This window comes from Kitasatospora sp. NPDC008115 (assembly GCF_042957205.1).
Lineage (GTDB): Bacteria > Actinomycetota > Actinomycetes > Streptomycetales > Streptomycetaceae > Kitasatospora.
The window spans coordinates 145,418-169,615 of the sequence record NZ_JBIBHU010000009.1; the positions used below are offsets into that span (position 1 = coordinate 145,418).

The following is a 24,198-nucleotide window of genomic DNA, read 5'->3' on the forward strand; positions in this document are numbered from 1 at the left end:
GGCCTTCGCGTTGCCCGGTCACGACTTCGCGCGGTCCGGTAACGAGTCGGCATCCTCCGGGGGAAGGGCCATTGACACCCCGCTTACGGGGCCCGTACGGTCCTGTCCCGAGCGACTGGAAAGTTTCCTAACAGTTCGCCGCGAGCCGCCGGACGCCCCGAGGAGGAGGATCTTCGCGTGACCAGAAGCACCGCCAAGGCCCCCCTCGCCGGCACCCCCAGCCTGCTGCGGGCCATCAACGACCGCGCCGCACTCGAACTGCTGCTGGAGAACGGGCCGCTCTCCCGTACCCAGATCGGCACCCTGACCGGGCTCTCCAAGCCCACCGCCTCCCAGTTGCTGGCCCGCCTGGAGGCGGCCGGGCTGGTGCTGCCGGTGGGCACCACGGCGGGCGGGCCGGGCCCCAACGCGCAGCTGTACCAGGTGAATCCGGCGGCCGGCCATGTCGCCGGACTGGACGTCACCACCAGCGAGGTGCGGGTCGCGGTCGCCGACATCACCGGCTCCACGCTCGCCGAGCACGTCGTCCCCACCAAGGGCTGGGCGGCCGCCGAAACGATTCCCCGGGTCGCCGGCGCGGTCGCCGAGGCGGTCCGCGCCGCCGGGCTCGCCGAGGACGCGCTGCACACCGTGGTGATCGGCGTCGGCGGCGCGCCGGACCCGGTCACCGGCAAGCTGCGGTACGCCTCCCACCTGCCGGGCTGGCACGCGCCGCGGCTGGCCGAGGGCCTCGCGCGGGCGATCGGCGCCCCGGTCACCATCGAGAACGACGTGAACCTCGCGGCCGTCGCCGAGCAGTCCTCCGGCGCGGCCCGCGGCTTCGAGGACTTCGTCCTGCTCTGGGCCGGCGAGGGCATCGGCGCGGCGATCGTGATCGCCGGCCGGCTGCACCGCGGCTTCACCGGAGGCGCCGGGGAGGTCGGCTACATGCCGGTGCCCGGCGCGCCGGTGGTCAAGGACGTCCGCCGCCGCAACTCCGGCGGGTTCCAGGAGCTGGTCGGCGCACCCGCCGTCCGGGCCCTGGCCAAGGAGCACGGGCTCGGCGCGCCGACCGCCGAGGAGTCGGTCGCCAAGGCCCTGGAGACCCCGGGCGCCGGCGACGCGTTCCTCGCCGAGCTGGCCGCCCGGCTGGCCGTCGGACTGGCCGTGATCGTCGCCGTCGTGGACCCCAGGCTCGTGGTGGTCTCCGGCGGGGTGCCGAACGCCGGCGGCGAACGGCTGCGGGCCCTGGTCGCGGAGGAACTGGCCCGGATCGCCGCCGCCCGGCCGGAGGTGCGCGGCAGCGCGCTGACCGGCTCCCCCGTCCTGCTCGGCGCGCTGCAACGCGCGCTGGCGGCCGCCCGCGAGGCGGTCTTCTCCACACACTGACGCCACTGACGCTCCGCCCGCTCCACCGCACGTCCCTGCACCCACCTCTCCCCCATCCCCCAACGCGGGACCCGAGGCAATGACGCCTGCCCGCGCAGCCCCAGGAGGACCTCGAAGTGCACTCCACCACCTCACGCTCGCGCAGAAGCCGCCGGACCGTCGCCGCCGTCACCGGCAGCGCCGTCCTCGCCCTTCTCGCCACCGCCTGTACCGGCAGCAGCGACGGCGGCGCCAGTGACGACTCGGCGAGCGGCAAGGACGTCACCATCACCTTCTGGCACGGCTGGAGCCAGGAGGCCGAGGTGAAGGCGATCAACGACAACGTCGCCGCCTTCGAGAAGGCCCACCCCAACATCAAGGTCAAGGCCGTCGGCAACATCGCCGACGACAAGGTCAACCAGTCGCTGCGGGCCGGCGGCGACGAGGCCCCCGACGTGGTCTCCTCGTTCACCACCAACAACGTCGGCATGTTCTGCTCGACCAAGGCCTTCGTCGACCTGAAGCCGCTGCTGGCCAAGGACGGCATCGACGCCGCCAAGACCTTCCCGGCCGCGATGCTCAACTACACGCAGTTCCAGGGCAACCAGTGCTCCCTGCCGCTGCTCGGCGACGCCTTCGGCCTGTACTACAACAAGAAGGCCTTCGCCGACGCGGGCATCACCAACCCGCCGAAGACCTTCAGCGAGTTCGCCGAGGTCGCCAAGAAGCTCACCATCGCCGAGGGCGACGGCTACAAGCAGCTCGGCTTCATGCCGCTGTACCACGGCTACGAGTCGACCACCGAGCACCTCCTCGGCCAGTACGGCCCCAGCTACTTCGACGCCGCGGGCAAGTCCACCATCGCCACCGACCCGAAGATCGCGGCGATGATGAACTGGCAGAAGGGCCTGGTCGACCAGCTCGGCGGCTACGACAAGCTGGAGAAGTTCCGCGCCACCTTCGGCGAGGAGTTCAGCGCCAAGAACCCGTTCCACACCGGCCAGGTCGCGATGGCCATGGACGGCGAGTGGCGCACCGCCTCGCTCGCCACCGACAAGCCGGACTTCGAGTGGGCCACCGCGCCGTTCCCGGTGCCGGACGACCAGCAGGGCACCTACGGCCGCGGCTACCAGACCGGCACCATCGTCGGCATCGCCAGCACCAGCAAGAAGCAGGCCGCGGCCTGGGAGTTCGTCAAGTTCCTGACCACCGACACCGACGCGGTCGTCTCCTTCGCCAACGCGATCCACAACGTGCCGAGCACCTTCGCCGCGCTGGAGTCGCCGAAGCTGATCGCCGACGAGAACTTCAAGACCTTCGTGAACATCGCGAAGAACGCCAACTCCGGCACCACGCCGCCGGTGGTCAACGGCGGCGGCTACATCGTCTCGCTGCAGAACCTCGGCTACGACTACGAGTCCGGCAAGCAGACCGATCTCACGGCCGGCCTCGCGGCCACCGCCAAGGAGATCGACGCCGCCATCGCCCAGGCCAAGTAGCGCCCGGCGCGTCCCGGCCGGCCCGTCCACGGAGCTCCCATGTCACTCGCGTCCGCCACCCGCAAGGGGGCCGGAGCGACCGCCCCGGCGGCGCCTCCCGCGCAGCAGCTGCTGCGCCGGAAGCGCCGCCGGGCGGCGGCCCGCACCCTCGCCTTCCTCTCCCCCTGGCTGATCGGCTTCAGCGTCTTCTTCCTGTACCCGCTGATCTCGACCATCTACTTCTCGTTCACCAAGTACAACGGCTTCGGCTCGCCCACCCTCAACGGCCTGCAGAACTGGGACTACGTCTTCAACGACCTCCCGGCGTTCTGGCAGGGCCTGCGCAACACCCTGTGGCTGGTCGTCATCATGGTGAGCCTGCGGGTGGCGTTCGGCCTCGGCATCGGCATGCTGATCACCAAGATCAAGAGCGGCGTGGGCCTCTTCCGCACCGCCTTCTACCTGCCGTACCTGGCCCCGCCGGTGGCCGCCACGGTCGCCTTCGCCTTCCTGCTCAACCCCGGCACCGGCCCGGTCAACCACTTCCTCGGCGAGATCGGGCTTCCGCAGCCCGGCTGGTTCGCCGACCCGGAGTGGTCCAAGCCCGCGCTCACCCTGCTCGCCATGTGGGGCGTCGGCGACCTGATGGTCATCTTCATGGCGTCCCTGCTGGACGTCCCGAGGGAGCAGTACGAGGCCGCCGAGCTCGACGGCGCCGGCCCGTTCCAGCGGTTCCGGTACGTCACGCTGCCGAACATCTCGCCGATCATCATGTTCGCGGTGGTCACCGGCGTCATCCAGACCATGCAGTACTACACGCAGGCGATCGTCGCCGGGAAGGTCGCCGGCGGCATCGCGGGCAACTCCGGCCAGCAGTTCGAGCCCGGCTACCCGTCCGGCTCCACCTGGACCCTGCCGCAGATGGTCTACAACCTCGGCTTCCAGCGCTTCAACTACGGTGCGGCGTGCGTCGTCGCCCTGGTGCTGTTCGTCATCTCGATGGCCGTCACCTCGGTGCTGATGCGCCGCCGGTCCGGCTTCATGGCCAGCGACGACTAGCGGGGACACGAATCATGACTCTCAGCCAGACCCTCCCCGCGGAGGCACCCGGCAAGCGGCCGGGCCGGGGCGCCGCTCGCGGCCCCGTCACCGCCGCCGCCCGCACCGCCCGCCGCCGCGCGCTGCTCAACTGGGTGGCCGTCCACTCGCTGGCCGTCGCCGCCGGGCTGTTCTTCCTGCTGCCGTTCGCCTTCGCCTTCCTGACCTCGGTGATGTCGGACGGCCAGGCGCTCACCACCGACTACTGGCCGACCTCCTGGAACTGGGGCAACTACGGGAAGGTGCTCGACACCCCCGGGTTCCTCACCTGGTGGCGCAACACCCTGCTGTACGCGGGCCTCGGCACCGTGCTGACCATCGTCTCCAGCCTGCCGGTCGCCTACGCGCTCGCCAAGTTCCGCTTCCGCGGGCGCAACCTGGCGCTGATGGCGGTCATCGCGATGATGATGCTGCCGCCGCAGGTCACCATCATCCCGATGTACCTGTTCTGGGCGAAGCAGATGGGCCTGGGCGGCTCGCTCTGGCCGCTGATCATCCCGATGGCCTTCGGCGACGCCTTCTCGATCTTCCTGCTGCGGCAGTTCCTGCTGACCATCCCCCGCGAGTACATCGAGGCGGCCCGGATCGACGGCTGCGGCGAGCTGCGCACCCTGCTGCGGGTGGTGCTGCCGATGGCCAAGCCCGCCATCGCCGCCGTCGCGCTGTTCCAGTTCTTCTACTGCTGGAACGACTACTTCGGCCCGCAGATCTACGCCAGCAACAACCACGACGCCTGGACGCTCTCCTACGGCCTGGAGTCCTTCAAGGGCGCCCACCACACCAACTGGAACCTCACCATGGCCGCCACCCTCCTCGTGATGGCCCCGGTGATCGTCCTCTTCTTCTTCGCACAGAAGGCCTTCATCGAAGGCGTGACACTGACAGGGGTCAAGGGCTGATGTCCACACTCAAGCTGGCCATCGTTGGCGGCGGTTCGACGTACACCCCGGAGCTGATCGACGGCTTCGCCCGGCTGCGCGACACCCTGCCGATCGGCGAACTCGTCCTCGTCGACCCGGCCGCCGACCGGCTGGAGCTGATCGGCGGGCTGGCCCGGCGGATCTTCGCCAAGCAGGGCCACGGCGCGGTCGTCACCACGACCACCGACGTCGCGGCGGGTGTCGCCGACGCCGACGCGGTGCTGCTGCAACTGCGGGTCGGCGGGCAGGCGGCCCGCAACGAGGACGAGACCTGGCCGCTGGAGTGCGGCTGCGTCGGCCAGGAGACCACCGGCGCCGGCGGCCTCGCCAAGGCGCTGCGCACCGTCCCGGTGGTGCTCGACATCGCCGAGACCGTCCGGCGCGCCAACCCCGACGCCTGGATCGTCGACTTCACCAACCCGGTCGGCATCGTCACCCGTGCCCTGCAGAACGCCGGCCACAAGGCCGTCGGCCTGTGCAACGTCGCCATCGGCTTCCAGCGGCGCTTCGCCAAGCACCTGGGCGTCGAGCCGGAGCTGGTCCGGCTCGACCACGTCGGCCTCAACCACCTCACCTGGGAGCGCGGGGTCACCCTGCTCGACGCCCCGGGCGCGGCGGGCGGGCGCGAGGTGCTGCCGGAACTGCTGGCCGGCTTCGGCAAGGAGATCGCCGAGGACCTGCACCTGCCGCAGCGGGTGATCGAGCGGCTCGGCATGGTGCCGTCCTACTACCTGCGGTACTTCTACCAGCACGACCTGGTCGTGGAGGAGCTGAGGACCAAGGGCTCGCGGGCCGCCGAGGTCGCCGAGATCGAGCGGCAACTGCTGGAGATGTACGCCGACCCGGCCCTGGACACCAAGCCGGAGCTGCTCGCCAAGCGCGGCGGGGCGTTCTACTCCGAGGCGGCGGTGCAGCTCATCGCGGCGCTGCTGGGCACCGGCGGCGGCACCTCCGTGCAGGTCGTCAACACCCGCAACGACGGCGTGCTGCCGTTCCTGCCGGACGACGCCGTGATCGAGGTGCCGGCCGAGGTCGACGCGGCGGGCGTGCGCCCGCTGCCGCAGCGCCCGCTGGAGCCGCTGTACGCCGGCCTGGTGGCCGCCGTCACCGCGTACGAGCACCTCGCCCTGGACGCCGCCCTGCGCGGCGGCCGCGACCGGGTCTTCGACGCACTGCTCGCCCACCCGCTGGTCGGCCAGATCGAACTCGCCGACCAGCTGACGGACCGGCTGCTCGCCCACAACCGCGAGCACCTCCGCTGGGCGCGGGCCTGACCCGCCCGGCCCCCGGTCTCCGGCCCGCGCTCCGTGGGGGAGTGCGGGCCGGATCGCGGGCGCAGCCACGCCACCCCCGGCCGGGAAAGACCCCCGGCCGGGCCACGTACGACGAGCCGCGGGAACCCCAATGACCCACCAGCCCGAACCGCACCTGCCCGGCGTCCTCGCCATCGACGCCGGCAACTCCAAGACCGACGTCGCGCTCATCGGCGCCGACGGCACCGTCCTCGGCTCGGCCCGGGGCGGCGGCTTCGCCCCGGCGTCCGTCGGCGCCGCCGCCGCCGTCGCCGGACTCGCCCCGCTGGTCGCGGAGGCCGCCACGGCCGCCGGCGTCACCGGCTGGAGCGGCCCGCTGACCACCCACGTCAGCGCCTGCCTCGCCAACGCCGACCTGCCGGTCGAGGACGAGGCGCTGCGCGTCGCCCTGGAGTCCCACCCCTGGGGTGCCGGCAACACCGTCGTCAACGACACCTTCGGCCTGCTGCGGGCCGGCACCGACGGTCCGCGCGGCGTCGCCGTCGTCTGCGGCGCCGGCATCAACTGCGTCGGCCTGCTGCCCGACGGCCGCACCGCCCGGTTCCCGGCCCTCGGCCAGCTCACCGGGGACTGGGGCGGCGGCTGGGGCCTGGCCGGCGCCAGCATGTGGCACGCCGTCCGGGCGGAGGACGGGCGCGGCGGGCCGACCGGCCTGGCCCCGGCCATCGCCGAGCACTTCGGGCTGCCGACCACCGGCGCCGTCGCCGAGGCCGTCCACCTCGGGCACCTGCCGTCCGCCCGGCTGCACGAGATCGTCCGGGTGCTCTTCGCCGTCGCCGGGACCGGGGACGCCACCGCCCTGTCGCTGATCGACCGGCAGGCCGACGAGATCGTCCGGCTCGCCGTGGTCGCCCTGCGGCGCCTGGAGCTGCTGGAGACGCCCACCCCGCTGGTGCTCGGCGGCGGGGTGCTCGCCTCCCGGCAGCCGCTGCTGCTCGACAACCTGACGGACCGGCTGGCGGCGGTGGCGCCGCTCGCCGAGCCGCGGGTCGTCGTCGCCCCGCCGGTCCTCGGCGCGGCGCTGCTCGGCCTCGACCACCTGGAGGCCGGGCCGGAGGCCCAGGAGCGGGTCCGCAAGGCCTACGACCCCGCGCACCCGGTCGCGGCGTAGCAGCCGCGCTCAGCCCGCCTCAGCCCGCCTCCGCCCCCGCCGGGTCCGCACACCCGGCGGGGGCGGGCCGCCGTCCGGCCCCGGTCCGGCGGATTCCACGCGCTTCCGGATGTCCCGTCCGGCCGGCTCCTGGGAGACTTCACCCCATGACCGCGCCCCGTCGCCTCCTTGTCGCCGTGCTGCTCTGCTGCGCCGCCACCACCGGGCTCGCCGCCTGCACCCCGATCGACGAGGACCCGACGCTGGCGATGGCCTCGGACGGCCTTGAGGACCCCGAGGACGCCGAGGACGCCGAGGACGCCGTGGACCCCCCGGCCCCCGAGGACGCCGGGGCCGACGTGTTCGGGGCCGCCCCCGACGCCTACTCCCCCGCCCTCTGCGCCGCCCACACCACCCGCCGCACCGTCCAGGTCCTCGACGCCACCGCCGGCCGCCTCACCGTCCGCCCCACCTGCGCCCCCGACGCCGCGCCCGCCGTCCACCCCCTCGCCGCCCACGCCACCGCCACCCTGGTCGACCTCCCCCACGACGAGCCCGCCAAGGAGGTCCAGCTCCCCGTCCTGCTGGACCACCTGGACACCTGCCTCACCCCCGCCGCCGCCCCCGAGCCCCCGTACGCCTGCTACGGCAACACCTACGAGATCGTCCTCGACTCCCGCGGCCGGATCACCCGGATCCGGGAGCTTTCGGACCGCTGACCGGGCCCGGCGGCCCCCGGACTTGACCTCAAGGGCGGTTGAGGTTGTCGGATGGGGGTCCGGCGGTGATCACCGCCGGATGTCACCGGGTTCGGGGAGGGGTGCTGGTCATGGCAGGCGAGGTGCTGGTGGCGGGGGACGTACCGGCGGAGGTGCGGGAGGCGGTGACCGGGGTGGTCGCGGCGCTGGAGGAGGCGTTCAACCGCAAGGACGCGGAGGCGCTCGGCGCGCAGTTCGGCGAGCGGGCGTCCTGGACCAACGCGGCGGGGCGGCGGCTGGACGGGCGGGCCGAGATCACCGGGTTCAGCGCGCCGGCGATGCGGGAGTTCCTCAAGGACTCCTTCGCCCGGTACGAGGTGGTGAAGCTGCTGGCGATCGCGGACGGCGTGGTCGCCGTCAACGTGGCCCAGACGCCCACCGACGCCGAGGGCCGGCCGGTGGAGGGTCCGCACGGACGGGCGCTCTACGTGGTCGCCCGGCAGCCGGAGGGGTGGAAGATCGTGGCCGGTCAGAACAACGCGGTCGATGCCCAGTCCGCGGCGTAGTTCCTGACCGGTCCCGGACCGGGGCCGCCTCCCGATCCCGTGATCGTGCCGGGGAGGCGGCTCCACCGTCCGTCAGGGGGCCGGGCGCACGGCGATGGCGTCGATCTCGACGAGCATCCCGGGCAGCGCCAGGGTGGCGACCCCGCTGAGGGTCTGCGCGGGCAGGCGCTCGCCCCAGGTGTAGCGCAGGGCCTTGTTGAGGACCGCCAGCTTCTCCTCGTCGTGGTCCACGATGAACGAGCCGAGCCGGACGACGTTCTCGAAGCCGAGGCCGACGGCGGTCAGCGCCCGGCGGAGGTTCTCCAGCGAGAGCTCGACCTGGGCGGCGAAGCCCTCCACCGCCACCTGGCCGTCGGCGTCGGAGGCGTACTGCCCGGCGAGGTAGACCGTCTCGCCGGGGGCGAAGACGATGTGGCTGTAGCCGAACGGCCTGGGGTCGTGCAGGTCGGCGGGGTTGATGATGGTGCGGTTGTCGGTCACGGGTGGTTCCTCTCCGGTGCGGTGCCCGCGGTTCGACCAGGAGAACACCGCACCGGCCCGCGATCATTCGGCACTTGACGGAACATCACCCGTTCGCACCAATCCTGGCGGCGAGCGGGCGCGGGAGCGGATACGGGCGCTCCGGGGGCAGCAGGCGCTGCGCCTGGGCGGTGCGGCCCTGCTGGAGCAGGCCGGCGATCCGCCGCACCTGCGGGGTGAGGTCGGTGATCCCGGTGATCCACTCCTCGGCGAAGGTCCGGATCAGGGTGCGGCCGACGCCGACCTGGATGCTGTAGTGGTTGAGCGCGGCGCCGCGCGGGGAGCGCTCCGGGTCCCACTGGACGTGCACCTCGGCGCGCTCCAGCAGCGCCGGGTCGCCGGTGGTGAGCACGGCCCGGCCGAGCGCCTCCTCCCAGCCCGCCCGGGTGATCCGGACGGCCAGCACGCGTTCCTGACCGGGCTTGCGGGCCCAGTTGCTGCGGTGCATCAGCCAGTTGAACGAGGGCTTGATCCACGTCATCCGCCCGAAGGAGAACGGCGCGACGAACCGCCCGGCGGCGAGCGCCGGCCCGGCCACCACGGGGGCGTACGCCTGGTAGACCACGATGGTGTCGGCGTCGAAGTCGGCCCGGATCCCGTACAGGTGCTGCATGACGGCGGACTCTGCCAGCGCACCGCCGCCCGGCGCGAACGGTTTTCGCCGCGCCCCCGCCGACCTGCGGCTCTCCGCCCCGCCCGCCGCGCGGGCCGCGGGCCCCGGAAACGATTCGGCGAGGACCGGTGCGCCACCGCCCCTCGATCGCTACCATCGCAGTCGCCGCGGCCACCGACAGCGAGTGGCCAGGACATTCTGGGGGGCCTGTGTCCGAGCTGCTCACCGACATCACCGCGATCGCTCCGTACTTCACGGTCGCCGCGACCGCCTTCGGAACCCATCTGGCCGAGGAGGCCGCCCAGCGCGTCGCCACCGGGACGGCGGACACGGGCGAGGGCTTCTTCCGCCGGCTGTTCGGCCGGCGCTCCGGCGAGGTCGCCGAGGTGCTGGACCGTCATGACCTGCCCGAGGAGCGGATCGACGGCCTGCTGACCGGCCTCGGCGAGGACGACCGCGCCCGGCTGGCCGAGGCGCTGGCCACCTGGCTGCGCGGACCGGCGGCGGAACCGCCCTCGGCGGAGCGACTGGTGGAGGCCGTCCGGACGGTCACCATCAACTCGTACGGCGAGCGGGCGTTCAACGCCGCCCACATCGAGAACTCCACGTTCAACTTCGGCAACTAGCGGTGGACGAGCACCCGGGCCCGGACCGGACCGACATCAGGACGTACGGCGACAACTCGTGGAGCATCGGCCACGTCTACCGCTCCACGTTCAACTTCCTGAAGAAGCTCGATTCCTGGCCGCTCGTGGCGCCGCTGCCGCTCCTGCTGGCCGTCGGCACCGCCGGGTACGCGGCCCTGTCCTGGCCCGGCGGTCCGCAGAGCCAGTACCTCTGGTTCTACGCCGCCCTCGGGCCCGGCTTCGTGCTGTCGGTGAAGTGCGCCGTCACCGGATCGGTGGGGGCCTCCCGCAAGTGGCCGAGGACGGGCCTGCTCGTCCTGGCGTCCGCGCTGGTCCTCTCCCTGCTCGGCCTGGCCGGTCTGGAGAACGTCCGGCGCAACGGCGAGATCCCGGTGGACGTCTCCGTCCGGGGCACCGGGCCGCTGACCGCCACCGGGCCGCAGACCCTCGTGCTGCCGGCGCAGGCCCCGGGGAAGGCCCGTGACCGGCTCCGGCTCGCGCTGACCATCGCGGACGACGATCCGGCCGCGCCGACTTGCGTCCACCGGACGACCGCGACGCTGACGGTCCTCACGCCGGGGGTCACCCCGGGTGTGCAGCAGGTGCCCGCGCAGTCCGTGGTGGAGTTCGACCTCGGCGGACAGCGCGGCGAGGTGGTCGTCGAGCTCTCGCTGCAGACCCGGCAGAACTGCGTGATGCGGGTGGCGAAGGCCGACGGGACGCTCTTCAACAACTGACCGGAACCATGGGGGGAACACATGAAGGACAAGAGACGGCGGGTGCCGCCGCTCAGGGCCGCCACGGCGGCGGCCCTGCTCGCCGTCACCGCCGCGGGGTGCGGGGCGGACCCGGATCCGTCGATCTTCGCCGACCGGAAGAAGGTCCGGGTCGGGGCGAAGAGCGACCAGCCCGGCACCAGCCTCGAACGGCACGCCGGCGACTTCGACGGGCTGGACATCGCGGTGGCCAGGGAACTGCTGGACCGGGTCGGGGCGGAACCCCCGATCTTCAACGGCATCCTCTCCAGGAACCGCGCCCCCGCCCTGCGGGAGGGGGAGGTCGACCTCGTGGTGGCGACCTTCTCGATCACCGCCCGGCGGATGCTCCCGGCCGGGGAGGGCGGCGACGGGCTCGACTTCGTCGGCCCCTACGCCTCCACCCAGCAGGGCATGCTGGTGCGGGCGGCCGACCTGGAGCGCTTCCGCACCCTGGAGGACCTCAACGGCCGGCTGGTGTGCGTGTGGAAGGGCACCACCTCGGCCGACGAGCTGCGCAAGCCCGCCTACCAGGCGATCCGGCTGCGGGAGGAGGACGACGCGGGCTACTGCGTCAACGCGCTCAAGGCCGGCGAGGTCGACGCGGTCTCCACCGACCAGCTGATCCTCTACGGCTTCATGGAGGCGGAGCCGACCCTGGCGGTCGCGCCGGCGATCGCGTTCGCGGAGACCAACGACTACGGCGTCGCCATGGTGAAGGGCCACCGCAAGGACTGCGAGCGGCTGCGGGACGCGCTGAAGAAGTACGTGGTCAGCAACGAGTGGGACCGCGACGTCGAGAACAACCTGCCCCGGCTGCCCCTGGAGCGGCGCAACGAGGCCAGGCCCACGGAGACCGAGATCGACGCCGTCTCCTGCCGCGACCGCCCGGTCGGCGCACCCGTGGACTGAGCCCGGGTGCGCCGGCCGCGCGGGTGTCAGGCCTGCCGGGGGGCGGTGGGGTGGCCGAAGCGGAAGAGCGGGTCCTCCGTGTCGAAGGGCACGTCCTCGCGGGCGGCGTCGACGGCGGCGTCCGAGCGGGGCAGGTCGAACGGCAGCGAGCCGGTCATCGGCGAGCGGCCGAACACGGCGTCCAGGACGACCTCGTCCACCGCGCCGAACTCGCCGATCAGCAGGGCCGCGTGCGGCGCGAGCGGGGTGAGGACGGCGGGGCGTTCGAGCTGGGCGACGACGGCGGTGGGGACGACGTCGGCCAGGGCGGCGACCCGGGCGGCCTCCGCGGGCTCGAACTCCAGCGAGCCGGAGTGGAAGGCCTGCTCCAGCAGTCCCTCGCGCTTCTCGTACGGCGTGGCCAGGCGCAGCACCGCGACATCGGCGTCCTCGGGCCGTTCGACGACGGTCCCGTAGCGGGCCGCGACCTCGGCGTCCACGCCCTCGACGTAGATCCGCTCGCCGGTCAGCGGCCCGCCGGCGAGCCGGACCAGCGAGCGGGACTGCGCCCGGCGGCCGAGCGCCCGCGACTCGGGGGCGCCGACCAGCTCGACCGCGGCGTCCGCGTCCACGTACGGGTCGTCGAACAGGCCGAGGCGGAACTTGTCGCGCAGGATGCGGCGGACGGACTCGTCGAGGCGGGCCTCGGTCACGGCGCCGGAGCGGACCACGCCGAGGATCAGCTCGGGGTCGGTCTCGCCGCCCAGCTGGTCGGCTCCGGCGTGCAGGGTGAGGGCCACCTGCTCGGGCACCGACAGCTCCTCGACGCCCCAGTGTCGGGGCGGCAGGGAGACGATGCCGGGGACGTCCATGCCGGTGATGGCGTTGAAGTCGGTGCAGACCACGCCGTCGAAGCCGTACTTGCCGCGCAGCAGGCCGGTGATGACGTCATGGTTGAAGTTGGCGCCGACCTCGGCGAGCCCGGAGCCGGAGGGGATGGCGTAGGCGGGCATGATCTGCGCGGTGCCGGCCTCGAAGGCGGCCTCGAAGGGGCGCAGGTGCCGGTCGAGGGCGCCGCCCGGGTAGACCAGGCGCCGGCCGGCGGCGAAGTGCGAGTCCTCGCCCCGGTACTGCGGGCCGCCGCCCGGGAAGTGCTTGGTCATGCAGGCGACGCTGTGCGGGCCGACGGACTCGCCCTGGAGGCCGCGGATGTAGGCGGCGATGATCCGCGAGGCGCGCTCCGGGCCCTCGCCGAAGGTGCCGCTGATCCGGGCCCAGCGGGGCTCGGTGGCGAGGTCGGCCATCGGGTGGATGGCGATCCGGATGCCGACGGCGCGCAGTTCGCGGCCGATCACGGCGGCGTACTCCTCGACGAGGGCGGCGTCGTCGGTCGCGGCCAGGCCGATCGGCTCGGGGCCGGTGGAGAAGCCGCCGCCGGTGAAGGCGGTGGCGGGGTTGTGGTGGAAGCCGTGCCGGGGGTCGGAGGCGAGCGTGACCGGGATGCCGAGGCGGGCGGCGGCGGCGAGGTCCTGGACGTGGTTGTTCCACTCGGCCATCGTGCGGGCGTCGGGGACGGCCATCATGCCGAAGGCGGTGAGGCCGCGCTCGGTGATCAGGTGGGCGTTGGAGGGGAACGGGCCCTGGCCGCCGGGGAGCATCCGGCCGTGCAGCATCTGCGCGGCCTTCTCCTCCAGGGTCATCCGGGCGAGCAGGTCCTCGACGCGCTCCTCGACAGGCAGCCGCGGGTCCTCGTAGGGCTCCATGGTGCCGTTGTGGTTGAGGTCGCGGAACGGCGTCCCGTCGGTGTGGTGCAGCACGGTCCTCATGCGGTCACCTCGGCGGTCGGCTCGGCGGTGGCGCCGGCGGCGGCCTTGGCGCGGAAGGCCTCGACGGTCGCGGCGTCCACCCCGCAGTGGGCGAGCAGGCCCTCGGTGCCGCCGTAGCGGGCCTGGACGAGGTCGAGGAAGGCGGCCATCGCGTCGGCCGGGGCCTCCAGCAGCGGGCGGGGGACGGTGAGCGAGCCCGCGTTGAAGTCGTTCAGGGCGGCGCGGTTGCGCTCGGCCAGGCCCTCGAAGATCTGGGTGAGCGCCTGGTTGGTGCGGGCGTAGTCGGCGACGATCTCCTCGGCGGGCACGCCGAGCAGGTCGAGCAGGATGGCGGTCAGGAAGCCGGTGCGGTCCTTGCCGGCGGCGCAGTGCAGCAGCAGGCCGCCCGGGCGGGCGGCGGCCTCGACGGCGAGCTTGACGGCGCCGGGGGCGGACTCGGCCATCAGCAGGTAGAAGGCGCCGAGGTCGGCGTCCTCGGTCATGGTGCGCATGGCCGCCTCCAGCGCCCCGTCGTCGGTGGGCTCGATCCGGGCGGCGACCACCTCGACGCCGTCGGCCTGCGCGGCGGCCCAGTCCGCGGCGTCCGCCTCGGCCTCGCCGCGCATGTCGATGACGGTGACGATGCCGGCGGAGCGCAGCTGCTCGACGATCGCGGCGTCCGCGGCCGGGAACGGCTGGGCGGAGCGGTGGATGACGCCGGGGCGCACCCAGCGGCCCTCGGGGTCGGCGAGGGCGGCGGGGTCGCGGAAGTTGACCAGGGTCACGGCGGGGGCCTTTCGGTGGTGGGGGGTTCGGTGCGGGAGGAGGAGAGGCGATGAGACATCTAGACGTCTAGATGTCTACCTCGGGAGTGGCGCGGCGGGCAAGCAACGCCCGGGTGAACATCCGGACAACCAGGGACGGAAGCCGCCACCCGGCTCCGTAGGATCTGGCGCGTGGCAACGCATCGAAGCGAGACCCCGCTGTATCGCCGGCTGGCCCGGCAGCTCCAGGAGCGCATCGCCGCCGGGAGGTACCCGGCGGGCTCCCGGCTGCCCAGCGAGCCGGAACTGAGCGCCGAGTTCGGCGTCAACCGGCTGACCGTCCGGCAGGCGGTGGCCGAGCTGGAGCGGGCCGCGGTGGTGGAGATCCGGCGCGGCGTGGGGACCTTCGTCCGCCCGCCGGCCGTGCGGCTGTCGATCGCGGTCGACCCGCGCAGCCAGCGGTTCGACCTCGGCAGCGTGCACCGCGGGCTGCCGCTCGACGCGGACGCGCCGGGCGGCGGCGAGGGCGACGGCGAGTTCGTAGTGGCGGCGCCGCCGGTGGCCGGCTCCGCCGAGGACGGCGAGGCGGCCCGCCAACTGGGCCGCACCACCGAGGAGTTGTCCCGGGTGGACACGGTGATCAGGATCGGCGGCCGGCCCCGGGCGGCGAACAGCTACTGGGTGCCGTCCGGGCCACTGCCGGCCGAGCTGGTGCGGCCGGGCCGCCCCGGCAACCTGGTGCTCGACCTGGCCAGGGCCACCGGGGTGGAACTGGAGTACGACTGGCGGGCGTTCGGCGCGATCGGCGCGGACCTCGCCGACGCGGAGCTGCTCGGGGTGCCGCCGGGCACCGCGCTACTGGTCCGCGAGGGCGTCAGCTGCACGCCGGACGGCACGCCCGCCCTGTACGTGCGGCGGCGCATCGACGGCAGCAGCGCGCGGTTCGTGCTGCACTACCGGGAGCCGGGCGGCCCGGGGCCCGCCCGGTAGCCGCTCACCGGGCGGCTCCCGTCGCCACGGCCGGGCCGAGGCCGTCGAGCGGCCCGAGCAGCTCCCGGAACGCCTCCGCCCAGTCCTGCAGCGAGCGCGTCTCGTCCCCGTCGACGACGTGCCGGCGGGTAATGCCCGCCAGCAGCGCGGCGAGCGCCTGCGGCCGCAGGTCGACGGCCGGGTCCACGCCCAGCCGCTCGGCCGCGACCGCCGCCGCCCGCTGTGCGAACGCGTCGATCATGATCAGCGCGAAGTCGTGCACGGTCCGGATGCCGATGAACCGCCGGCGCAGCGCCCGGCGTCGGGCGGTGTGCTCGGCCGGCTCCTCCAACCGCCCGTCGGTGGTGATCCTGGCGTGCGCGAAGGCGGCCCAGAGACCGAGGTCGGCGGGCGCGGCGGCGAAGGCGTCCAGGACGGCGAGGCCGAAGTCCATGCCGAAGAGCAGCGCCTCCTTGCACTCGTAGTAGCGAAAAAAGGTGCGGTGGGCGATGTCGGCCCGGCGGCAGATCTGGTCCACCGTGGTGGCCTCGAAGCCCTGTTCCTCGAAGAGGTCGAGTGCCGCCGTGCGGATGGCCTGCCTGGTTCGCGCCCGCTTGCGGTCGCGCAGCCCGGGCTCCGCCACGGTGCCCGTCCCCTGCCCCTGCATCCTGCTCGCTCCTCGTCAACTGCTCTGCCCGTCAACCGACCTGATCGTCGACCGACCTGCCGCACGCGGCCGCAGTCGTACCGAATCACGCCCGGCGTGGCCCGCTCAAGCCGAGCGCCAAGTCGTCGCCGGTTCGTCATGCAGAGTTTGCACAAGTGCCAATTGGCAGTTGTGCCACTTCCAAAGAGTGGGGTCCGGCGGCCACCGGTCCGGCTGCGCCCGCCGGATTTCCCCCTCCCTCGAAGCCCCCCGAATCCCCCGAGGAATCATGAAGCGGCACACGCACGTTCTGGCATCCGCGCTCTGCACCACGGCCCTGGTCCTCACCGCCGGTGCCTGCTCGGCCTCCGACGACGCGGTCTCCGGCGGCGGCGCGGTCGGCGCCGCCCCCAAGGACGACGGGCCCGCCGTCGACGGCGGCACCCTGAGAATCGGCCTCGACCGCCCCTTCGCCAAGCTCGACCCGGCCGACAGCAGCCTCACCTCGATGCCGCAGATGATCCTGGCCAACGCGCTCTACGACCCGCTGATGGTCAACGGCGACAACGGCGCCGTCCAGCCCTACCTGGCCAAGTCCTTCACCCCGAACGCCGATGGCACCGCCTGGACCCTGGAACTGCGCGAGGGCGTCACCTTCAGCGACGGCAAGCCCCTCGACGCCCAGGCCGTCGTCGACCACGTCACCCGGCTCGGCAAGCCCGAGGCCAAGTGCTCGTGCGTCGCCGACGTCGCCACCATCGGCGCCATGACGGTCAACTCCCCCACCTCCCTCGGCTTCACCCTCAAGGCCCCGAACGCCGCCTTCCCCGGTCTGTTCACCCGCTCCCTCGGCTACATCTCCGAGGCCCCGGCCGCCCCCGACGCCCCGGCCGTCGGCTCCGGCCCGTACACCGTGGAGAGCGTGCAGCCCGGCGTCTCCGTCACCCTCAACCGCAACCCCTCCTACTGGGGCGCCAAGGGCCACGCCGACAAGCTGGTCTACAAGGTCCTGCCGGACTCCGACAGCCGCTACCAGTCGCTGCGCTCCGGCGACGCCGACCTCGTCTGGGGCGAGACCCCCTCCCAGCTCAAGCAGGCCGCCGCCGACGGACTGCGCGCGGTCACCGGCCCCGGCTCCACCTCCACCGTGCTGTTCAACACCAAGGCCGCCCCCTTCGACGACCCGAAGGTGCGCAAGGCGCTCCAGCACGCGGTCGACCGCTCGGCCGTCGAGAAGATCGTCTACCTCGACCAGGGCAAGGTCTCGGACGGCCCGATCGCCTCCGCCTCCCCCTACCGGGCCGCCGGCGCCGCCGAGTACCCCGCGCACGACCCGGCCAAGGCCCGCGCCCTGCTCGCCGAGGCCGGCCACTCCGACCTCTCCTTCGAGTACCTGGTCGACAGCCGCCCCGAGGGCCAGCAGCGGGCCACCGTGCTCCAGCAGATGTTCGCCGAGGCCGGTGTGAAGATGACCATCAAGCCGCTGGAGCCGGCCGGCCTCAACACCGCCATGTTCCAGCGCAAGTTCCAGGTGATGGACTTCGTCACCAGCATGTTCGGCGACGCCGACGGCGCGCTCGCCAACCTCTACCTGCCCGACGGCCCCTACAACTTCACCGGCTGGAACAGCCCGAAGGCGGCCCAGGCGATCGCCGCCGGGCGCAGCACCCTCGACCCCGCCCAGCGCGCCCGCTCCTACCAGGAGGCCGCGCAGGAGGTCGTCGCCGAGGCCCCGATGCTCTTCCTCACCGAGAACCAGGTCGGCCTGCTGGCCTCCGCCAAGGTCGGCGGCCTGCCGGACGTCTCCAAGCGGACCGTCGTCAACGTCTCCCCGGCCCTGCTGTGGGTGAAGAAGTGACGCCCTCGACCCTGCGCACCATCGGGCGCGGCGCCGGACGGGCCGGCCGGGCCGCCGCGGTGCTCCTGCTGGTCACCGTCGCGGCGCTCTCGCTGCCGCACCTGATGCCCGGTTCCCCCGCCCTCGCCGCGCTCGGCCCCACCGCCACCCCGGAGCAGGTCGCCGCGTACGAGGCCAAGCTCGGCCTGGACGACAACGTGCTCGCCGCCACCTGGCACTGGCTCGTCGACGCCCTGCACGGCGACCTCGGCCACTCGCTCTCCACCGGAGCCGCCGTCACCGGCGAGCTCGCCGACCGGATCCCGGTCACCCTCGAACTCTTCGTCGCCGCCCAGGTGGTGGCGCTCGGTGTGGCCCTGCCGGTCGCGCTCTGGTCGGCCTGGCGGCCGGGCGGCGCCGTCGACCGGATCGCCACCGCCGGCGCGTTCGTCTGGCTCGCCGTACCCGGCTTCGTGCTCGGCCTGCTGCTGATCTGGCTCACCGCCGTCCAGCTGCGGATCCTGCCGGCCACCGGCTGGACCCCGTTCACCGAGGACCCGCTGGAGAACCTGCGCCATCTGGTGCTGCCCGCGCTCACCCTCGGCCTCACCGAGGCCGCGGTCTTCACCCGCACCCTGCGCGGCCAGCTGATCGACACCCTCGACCAGACGTACGTCGCCGCCGCGCGCAGCCGTGGCATGGGCACCGCGCGACTGCTGCTGCGCCGGGCGCTGCGGCCGTCCTCGCTGCCGCTGGTCACCCTGGTCGGGATCGGCATCGGGACGTCGCTCGGCGGATCGGTGCTGGTCGAGTCGCTGTTCGCGGTGCCCGGCGTCGGCAGCCTGGTGGCCGGGGCGATCAACGGCCGCGACTTCCCGGTGGTGCAGGGGGTGGTGGTGGTCAGCGCCGTCGCCGTGGTGGCGGCCACCTTCGCCGTGGACCTGCTGTACCGCACGATCGACCCGAGGATCGCCGATGAGCGCCGCTGAGACCGTCCCCGTTCCCGCTGCCGCCGCCGCGCCGCGCAAGGCCGCGGTGCGCCGCCGCCCGTCCACCGGCCTGCTCCTCGCCGGCGGCTGGCTGGCCGTCGTCGCGCTGGCCGCCGTGGTGCTCCCGCTGCTGCCCGGCTTCGACCCGCTGCACGGCGACTTCGCCAACCCCTCCGCCGCCCCCGGCCCCGGCCACTGGCTGGGCACCGACGCCGCCGGGCGCGACGTCCTCCAGCGGACCGTGGCCGGCGCCGGGGCCTCCTTCGCCGTCGCCGGGCTGACCATCGCCGTCGGCCTGCTCGGCGGCGGGGCGCTCGGCATCACGGCCGGCTGGTTCCGCGGCCCGGTGGACAAGCTGATCAGCTTCGTCACCGATCTGCTGATGTCCGTGCCCACGCTGATCGTGGTGATGATCGCGGTCTCGCTGCGCGGGCCCAGCCTGTCGACGATCGGCCTGCTGATCGGCCTGTTCACCGTGCCGCACTTCACCCGGGTGGTGCGTGCCGTCGTCCTGTCGCTCAGCGAGCGCGGCTTCGTCCAGGCCGCCCGGATGATCGGCACCGCGCCGCTGCGCATCCTGGTCCGCGAGGTGGTCCCGCACGTCGCGCCGATCGCGCTGACCTTCGCGTTCACCGCCACCACCGTCGCCATCGTGGCCGAGGGATCGCTCAGCTTCCTCGGCTTCGGGCTCCGCCCGCCGGAGCCGTCCTGGGGCGGCATCATCGCCGAGGGCCGGACCACGCTCGGCAGCGCCCCGTGGATCTCGCTCGCCCCGGCGGCGGTGCTCTGCCTGACCGTCCTCGCCCTCAACTACCTGGGCGAGAAGCTCCGTTCGAAGGGAGGGCGAGGATGACCGCCCCCGTTCTCGAAGTCCGCTCGCTCGACACCACCCTGCACACCCCCGACGGCCGGACCCTGCACGTGCTGCACGGCATCGACCTCACCATCGACGCCGGGGAGTGCCTCGGCGTCGTCGGCGAGTCCGGCTCCGGCAAGTCCGTGCTGGCCCGCACCGTGCTCGGCGTCCACCCGCGCACCACCCGGGCCACCACCACCGGCTCGGTGCTGCTGGGCGGCGAGGACCTGCTCACCGCGAGCGCCGCCCGGCGCGCCGAACTGCTCGGCACCGGCATCGCGATGGTCCACCAGGACCCGATGACCTCGCTCAACCCGGTCGTCCGGATCGCCGACCAGGTCACCGAGTCGCTCACCAACCGGCGCCGGATGCCGCGCCGCGAGCGGCTGCGCACCGCCGCCGAACTGCTCGCCGCCGTCGACGTCCCCGACCCGGCCCGGCGCGCCCGCGCCTACCCGCACGAGCTGTCCGGCGGCCTGCGCCAGCGCGTCGGCATCGCCGCCGCGCTGGCCGGCTCCCCCGCCCTGCTGCTCGCCGACGAGCCCACCACCGCGCTCGACGTCACCGTCCAGCGCACCGTGCTCGACCTGCTCGACCGGCACCGCGAGACCCGCGGCCTCGCCACCCTGCTGATCACCCATGACATCGGCCTGCTCTACGGCCGCGCCCGGCGGATCGCCGTGATGTACGGCGGCCGGGTCGTCGAGACCGGGCCCACCGAGACCGTCACCGGGACGCCCGCCCACCCGTACACCGCCGCGCTGCTGCGCTCGGTGCCCCGGGTCACCGGGCCGCTGCGGCGCACCCTGCCCGCCGTGGCCGGCTCGCCGCCGGACCTCTCCAAGCCCGTCCCCGGCTGCCCGTTCGCGCCCCGCTGCGAGCGCGCCGAGGCCCTCTGCTCGACGGACGCGCCGCCGCTGCACCGCGCCGGGGCCGGGCACACGGCCGCCTGCCACTTCCCGCTCACGCCGTCGGCCGCACCGCCGGCCAAGGCCGAGGAGGCCGCCGCATGACCACCGCCCCCGCCGCCCCCTCGACCGGCGCCGACACCCCCGTGGTGCTGGCGGCCACCGGGCTGTCCGTGGTCCACCGCACCCGCTCCGGCCCGCTGCACGCCGTCAGCGGCGTCGACGTGGAACTGCGCGAACGCCGCACCCTCGCCCTGGTCGGCGAGTCCGGCTCCGGCAAGAGCAGCATCGCCAAGGCCCTGCTGCGGCTGCCCCCGCCCACCACCGGCACCGTCACCCTGGACGGCACCGACCTCGGCTCGCTCGCCCCGCGCGCGCTGCGGGCAATGCGCCCCCGGATGCAGATGGTGTTCCAGGACCCGGTCTCCTCGCTCAACCCGCGCCGCACCGTGCGCGACCTCGTCGCCGAACCCCTGGACGCCCACCCGGACCCGTCGGTGGACCGCGCGACGGTGGTCGAGCAGCAGTTGGAGGCCGTCGGCCTGCCGGCCGCGCTGTTCGGCGACCGCCGGCCCGCCCAGCTCTCCGGCGGCCAGGCCCAGCGGGTCGCCATCGCCCGCGCGCTCGCCGCCGAACCGCGGGTGCTGATCGCCGACGAGGCCGTCTCGGCGCTCGACGTCTCCGCCCAGGCGACCGTGCTCAACCTGCTGCGCCGGCTCACCGAGGAACGCGGCCTGGCGAGCCTGTTCATCTCGCACGACCTCGGCGTGGTCCGCGCCGTCAGCGACGACGTCGCGGTGCTCCACCTCGGCCGGCTCTGCGAGCAGGGCCCCACCGAGGAGGTGCTCGCCGCACCCGCCCACCCCTACACCGCGGCGCTGCTCGCCGCCGTCCCCGAGCCCGGCCGTCCGCTCGGCGACACCGGCCTGCTGCCCGCCGACCCGCCGTCCCCGCTCGACCCGCCGTCCGGCTGCCGGTTCCGCACCCGCTGCCCGTTCGCCGACGAGCGGTGCGCCGCCGAGGTGCCGCGACTGCGCGAGGTGTCGCCCGGACGGACCGTCGCCTGCCACCGGCCGCTCGGGACGAAGGCGGCGTCCGTGGACACCGGAGCGGCCGCGACGCCGACCCGGTAGCATTCCCGGGCTGGGCGGCCGGCAGCCCGACGCTTCGCAGGAACGCACCGGCTGACCGGCCGAGAAGCCGAGCGGCCGACCGGTGGAGCCGCCGGCCGGCCGGACCACACCGACGGACCGGGCGGGACACGACGACATGACGGTGGCCAACGGAACCGGCACACCCGACATCCCCAACGAGCTGGCCCACCACTGCCTGGACCTGCTCACCGACGTCTCCCGCACCGGCCGTCTGCTGCGCCGCGCCGAACTGGAGCGGCTGCGCGACCTCGGCGAACGCGGCGCCGAGGCCGGCCACGGCCTGCGCGAACTCGTCGGCGCCTGCCTCGGCGCCACCCGCGCCGCCTGGCAGCACCTCCCCGGCCTCACCGCCGCCACCGCCGCCGAACTGCGGCGCACCGGCGACGCCCTGCTGGCCGCCATCCAGGCCGCCCTCGGCGCCCTCGCCGAGGGCCACGAGCGCGCCCAGCGGATGGCCGTGCGGCAGGAGGAGGCCAACCGGCGCGAGCTGGTCAACGACCTGCTGCACGGCCGCTCCGACCTCGGCCGGCTCGCCGAGCGCGCCGAGCGGTTCGGCCTGCGGCTGGCCGCCGGGTACACCGTCGCGGTCGCCGTCGCCGACGAGCCCTACCTGGAGGGCGCGCCCGCCTCGCACCGGGTGCTGCGCGAACTGACCGGCCGCTACGACGACCGCACCCTGCTGCTGGCCGCCCGCGACGGGCGGCTGGTCTGCATCGCCTCCGACGGCGAACGGCCCGTGCTCGCCGCCTTCACCGAGCTGGCCCTGCGGCCCGGCGCCGGCTACACGCCCGCCCGGCGGGTGGCGACCGGCCGCCGGCACGCCGGCACCGGCGGCATCGTGCGCAGCTACGAGGAGGCGCTCTCCGCGCTGGAGTACGCGCAGCGGCTGGGGCTGCCGGCGCAGCGGCTGCGCGCCGAGGAGCTGCTGGTCTTCCCGGTGCTGATGCGGGACAAGTCCGCCATGGCCGACCTGGTGCGCACCGTGCTCGGCCCGCTCACCTCCGCGCGCGGCGGGGCCCGTCCGCTGATGGAGACCATCACCGTCCAGGCGGAGGCCGGCTACGTGAACGCGGAGACCGCCCGGCGGCTCGGCCTGAGCGTGCGCGCGCTCGGCTACCGGCTGGAGCGCATCCGCGACCTCACCGGCTACGACCCGGCGGACGCGCTGCACCGCTACACCCTGGAGACCGCCGTGATGGGCGCGCGGCTGCTCGACTGGCCGGACCGGCCGCTCTGACCATGACCGTTTCATCTTGAACGTTTCAGCGGCCCATGCGTTGCTTTCGGTTTCCGGATATTTTCAGGTGTCAAAACACCGACAAGACTGCCAGGTCCTGGCAGTGTGCGGACGCTTTCCTCCTGACAGGATCACCACGGCGCCCGGGGGGTCCGGCGCCCTGTGAAAGTCGGGGGGCACGGGCGGATGCTGGGGGAATTCAAGGCCGCACCGGACCTCCCGACCCTGGTGGTCACCGCCGAGTACTGGATGCTGACCCTGCTCAGCGGCCTGGGGGCCGACGCCGTGTCCGGGGGGCACGACGTCGGCCGCCCCACCGGCCCCCGGGGCGGGGGGCACGGCGCCGATCCCCACATCGGCGCCGCGCCCGGGGAGCTTCCCGACGACCTGCCCGGCGACCTCCTCGCTTCCGAACCCTTCCCCCTGGTCGGCCGCGTCTGCACGGTCCTGCGGGGCGGCGCCTCCACCACCGGCGGCTGGGCCGAGGCCACCACCGACGACGGCTCCCCCGCCCTCCTCGCCGTCCGCACCCCGCCCGGCGACCCGACGATCCCCGCCGGCCGCACCGCCCTCCTCCACGCCCACGACCCCGCCACCGATACCTTCCTCATCACCTCCCTCGACCTCGGCGCCCTCTTCAGCTGAGGCCTCGTTCGGCCGAGGCCTCGTTGGGCCGAGGCCTCGTTCAGCCGACGAGCGGACCATCCGGCTTACCTGGCTGATGGCGCCGAGATCGAGGACGTGCCCCTGGGAGCGGGGCGTCCCAGTCGATCTCGACGGCCGGTCGCGGGAGAGGACGGCGGCGGAGTCGAGGAGCCGCTCGGAGACGTCGTCGTCGGCCGGGGTGGGGGCCGGGGTGGGAACGCCCTCCGTCGAGTGGGCCATGACTGCCTCCGTCGGGTGCGTGGCCTGCGCGGGAACCCGCACGAACCCGCACGCCCCGCTTGTTGACGGAGATGACAATAAGAGCCGACGCCCGAGAGGCCCCTTCGCGGCGCCGCCTCACCGGGCGCGCGGCTCGTTACCGGGGCGCGCACCGTCCGTCCACGCGCCGTCCGGAACTGGCGGGCTCGCCGGGCCGGGGGATGATGGAGGGGTCGCGGCAGCGAACCCGCCGAC

The 24,198-nt window shown here is 73.9% G+C and carries 24 protein-coding genes; 19 read left to right on the top strand and 5 right to left on the bottom strand.

From position 1 onward, the window contains the following. Window positions 1–177: 177 nt before the first annotated feature. From ACFZBX_RS14245 to ACFZBX_RS14280, 8 genes are all read left to right on the top strand, one after another. A complete protein-coding gene (locus ACFZBX_RS14245) occupies window positions 178–1,368 on the top strand; it encodes an ROK family protein (RefSeq protein WP_391533928.1) in 1,191 nt (396 codons plus the stop codon). 116 nt (window positions 1,369–1,484) lie between these two features. Next, window positions 1,485–2,846 carry an ABC transporter substrate-binding protein gene (locus tag ACFZBX_RS14250; protein WP_391533930.1) on the top strand — a complete coding sequence of 454 codons (1,362 nt, stop codon included), beginning with the start codon at window positions 1,485–1,487 and terminating at the stop codon, window positions 2,844–2,846. Between the two features lie 39 nt (window positions 2,847–2,885). Then, window positions 2,886–3,884 carry a carbohydrate ABC transporter permease gene (locus ACFZBX_RS14255; protein ID WP_391533932.1) on the top strand — a complete coding sequence of 333 codons (999 nt, stop codon included), beginning with the start codon at window positions 2,886–2,888 and terminating at the stop codon, window positions 3,882–3,884. 14 nt (window positions 3,885–3,898) lie between these two features. After that, the gene (locus ACFZBX_RS14260; protein ID WP_391533934.1) at window positions 3,899–4,822 is read left to right on the top strand and encodes a carbohydrate ABC transporter permease; all 924 of its coding nucleotides are present in this window, start codon (window positions 3,899–3,901) and stop codon (window positions 4,820–4,822) included. Continuing rightward, entirely contained in the window at window positions 4,822–6,117 is a 1,296-nt protein-coding gene (locus tag ACFZBX_RS14265; RefSeq protein WP_391533936.1) for a 6-phospho-beta-glucosidase, read from the top strand. Before ACFZBX_RS14260 ends, ACFZBX_RS14265 begins: the two co-directional genes overlap by 1 nt. Window positions 6,118–6,247: 130 nt before the next feature. Next, the gene (locus tag ACFZBX_RS14270) at window positions 6,248–7,267 is read left to right on the top strand and encodes an N-acetylglucosamine kinase (RefSeq protein WP_391533938.1); all 1,020 of its coding nucleotides are present in this window, start codon (window positions 6,248–6,250) and stop codon (window positions 7,265–7,267) included. A 146-nt stretch (window positions 7,268–7,413) separates the two neighbouring features. Beyond that, window positions 7,414–7,965 carry a hypothetical protein gene (locus tag ACFZBX_RS14275; RefSeq protein WP_391533940.1) on the top strand — a complete coding sequence of 184 codons (552 nt, stop codon included), beginning with the start codon at window positions 7,414–7,416 and terminating at the stop codon, window positions 7,963–7,965. Between the two features lie 110 nt (window positions 7,966–8,075). Beyond that, window positions 8,076–8,510 carry a YybH family protein gene (locus ACFZBX_RS14280; protein ID WP_391533942.1) on the top strand — a complete coding sequence of 145 codons (435 nt, stop codon included), beginning with the start codon at window positions 8,076–8,078 and terminating at the stop codon, window positions 8,508–8,510. Between the two features lie 72 nt (window positions 8,511–8,582). On the opposite strand, the gene ACFZBX_RS14285 is transcribed toward ACFZBX_RS14280, so the two are convergent. Further along, complete coding sequence (locus tag ACFZBX_RS14285; RefSeq protein WP_391533944.1) at window positions 8,583–8,990, bottom strand: RidA family protein; 408 nt, start codon at window positions 8,988–8,990, stop codon at window positions 8,583–8,585. Between the two features lie 85 nt (window positions 8,991–9,075). Further along, window positions 9,076–9,642 carry a DUF4291 domain-containing protein gene (locus tag ACFZBX_RS14290; protein ID WP_391533945.1) on the bottom strand — a complete coding sequence of 189 codons (567 nt, stop codon included), beginning with the start codon at window positions 9,640–9,642 and terminating at the stop codon, window positions 9,076–9,078. Window positions 9,643–9,851: 209 nt separating this feature from the next. Here ACFZBX_RS14290 and ACFZBX_RS14295 point away from each other — a divergent pair, with 209 nt between their 5' ends. Genes ACFZBX_RS14295 through ACFZBX_RS14305 form a run of 3 tightly spaced genes read left to right on the top strand, consistent with a single transcriptional unit; the run spans window position 9,852 to window position 11,935 of the window. Beyond that, window positions 9,852–10,268, top strand: a complete 417-nt coding sequence (locus ACFZBX_RS14295) for a hypothetical protein (RefSeq protein ID WP_391533947.1) — start codon at window positions 9,852–9,854, stop codon at window positions 10,266–10,268. A 2-nt stretch (window positions 10,269–10,270) separates the two neighbouring features. Continuing rightward, entirely contained in the window at window positions 10,271–11,005 is a 735-nt protein-coding gene (locus tag ACFZBX_RS14300; RefSeq protein WP_391533948.1) for a hypothetical protein, read from the top strand. 21 nt (window positions 11,006–11,026) lie between these two features. Further along, on the top strand, window positions 11,027–11,935 hold the full coding sequence (locus ACFZBX_RS14305) for a transporter substrate-binding domain-containing protein (RefSeq protein ID WP_391533949.1): 909 nt from the start codon (window positions 11,027–11,029) through the stop codon (window positions 11,933–11,935). A 26-nt stretch (window positions 11,936–11,961) separates the two neighbouring features. Here the strand turns inward: ACFZBX_RS14305 and ACFZBX_RS14310 are convergent, their stop codons facing one another. Together ACFZBX_RS14310 and ACFZBX_RS14315 are read right to left on the bottom strand one after the other, a co-directional pair. Further along, window positions 11,962–13,740, bottom strand: coding sequence for a glycoside hydrolase family 3 protein (locus ACFZBX_RS14310; protein ID WP_391533951.1), 1,779 nt, complete (start codon window positions 13,738–13,740; stop codon window positions 11,962–11,964). Then, on the bottom strand, window positions 13,737–14,504 hold the full coding sequence (locus ACFZBX_RS14315; RefSeq protein WP_391533952.1) for a tyrosine-protein phosphatase: 768 nt from the start codon (window positions 14,502–14,504) through the stop codon (window positions 13,737–13,739). The genes ACFZBX_RS14310 and ACFZBX_RS14315 overlap by 4 nt, the downstream gene beginning before the upstream one ends. A gap of 171 nt (window positions 14,505–14,675) precedes the next feature. Between ACFZBX_RS14315 and ACFZBX_RS14320 the strand changes: the two genes are divergently transcribed. Next, entirely contained in the window at window positions 14,676–15,473 is a 798-nt protein-coding gene (locus ACFZBX_RS14320; RefSeq protein ID WP_391533953.1) for a GntR family transcriptional regulator, read from the top strand. Between the two features lie 4 nt (window positions 15,474–15,477). Here ACFZBX_RS14320 and ACFZBX_RS14325 read toward each other — a convergent pair whose 3' ends face one another. Then, on the bottom strand, window positions 15,478–16,119 hold the full coding sequence (locus tag ACFZBX_RS14325) for a TetR family transcriptional regulator (protein WP_391533955.1): 642 nt from the start codon (window positions 16,117–16,119) through the stop codon (window positions 15,478–15,480). A 268-nt stretch (window positions 16,120–16,387) separates the two neighbouring features. Here ACFZBX_RS14325 and ACFZBX_RS14330 point away from each other — a divergent pair, with 268 nt between their 5' ends. The 7 genes from ACFZBX_RS14330 to ACFZBX_RS14360 all read left to right on the top strand — a co-directional run bounded on the left by ACFZBX_RS14330 (window position 16,388) and on the right by ACFZBX_RS14360 (window position 23,724). Continuing rightward, window positions 16,388–17,956 (top strand): ABC transporter substrate-binding protein, encoded by a 1,569-nt coding sequence (locus ACFZBX_RS14330; RefSeq protein WP_391533956.1) that lies wholly within the window; start codon window positions 16,388–16,390, stop codon window positions 17,954–17,956. Beyond that, a complete protein-coding gene (locus tag ACFZBX_RS14335) occupies window positions 17,953–18,924 on the top strand; it encodes an ABC transporter permease (RefSeq protein ID WP_391533958.1) in 972 nt (323 codons plus the stop codon). The genes ACFZBX_RS14330 and ACFZBX_RS14335 overlap by 4 nt, the downstream gene beginning before the upstream one ends. Beyond that, window positions 18,911–19,777, top strand: a complete 867-nt coding sequence (locus tag ACFZBX_RS14340; RefSeq protein ID WP_391533959.1) for an ABC transporter permease — start codon at window positions 18,911–18,913, stop codon at window positions 19,775–19,777. Before ACFZBX_RS14335 ends, ACFZBX_RS14340 begins: the two co-directional genes overlap by 14 nt. Continuing rightward, the gene (locus ACFZBX_RS14345; protein WP_391533960.1) at window positions 19,774–20,793 is read left to right on the top strand and encodes an ABC transporter ATP-binding protein; all 1,020 of its coding nucleotides are present in this window, start codon (window positions 19,774–19,776) and stop codon (window positions 20,791–20,793) included. Before ACFZBX_RS14340 ends, ACFZBX_RS14345 begins: the two co-directional genes overlap by 4 nt. Next, window positions 20,790–21,821 carry an ABC transporter ATP-binding protein gene (locus ACFZBX_RS14350; protein WP_391533961.1) on the top strand — a complete coding sequence of 344 codons (1,032 nt, stop codon included), beginning with the start codon at window positions 20,790–20,792 and terminating at the stop codon, window positions 21,819–21,821. The genes ACFZBX_RS14345 and ACFZBX_RS14350 overlap by 4 nt, the downstream gene beginning before the upstream one ends. Window positions 21,822–21,957: 136 nt before the next feature. Beyond that, window positions 21,958–23,079 (top strand): PucR family transcriptional regulator, encoded by a 1,122-nt coding sequence (locus tag ACFZBX_RS14355; RefSeq protein ID WP_391533963.1) that lies wholly within the window; start codon window positions 21,958–21,960, stop codon window positions 23,077–23,079. Between the two features lie 186 nt (window positions 23,080–23,265). Continuing rightward, window positions 23,266–23,724 carry a hypothetical protein gene (locus ACFZBX_RS14360; protein ID WP_391533964.1) on the top strand — a complete coding sequence of 153 codons (459 nt, stop codon included), beginning with the start codon at window positions 23,266–23,268 and terminating at the stop codon, window positions 23,722–23,724. Window positions 23,725–24,198 lie beyond the last annotated feature (474 nt).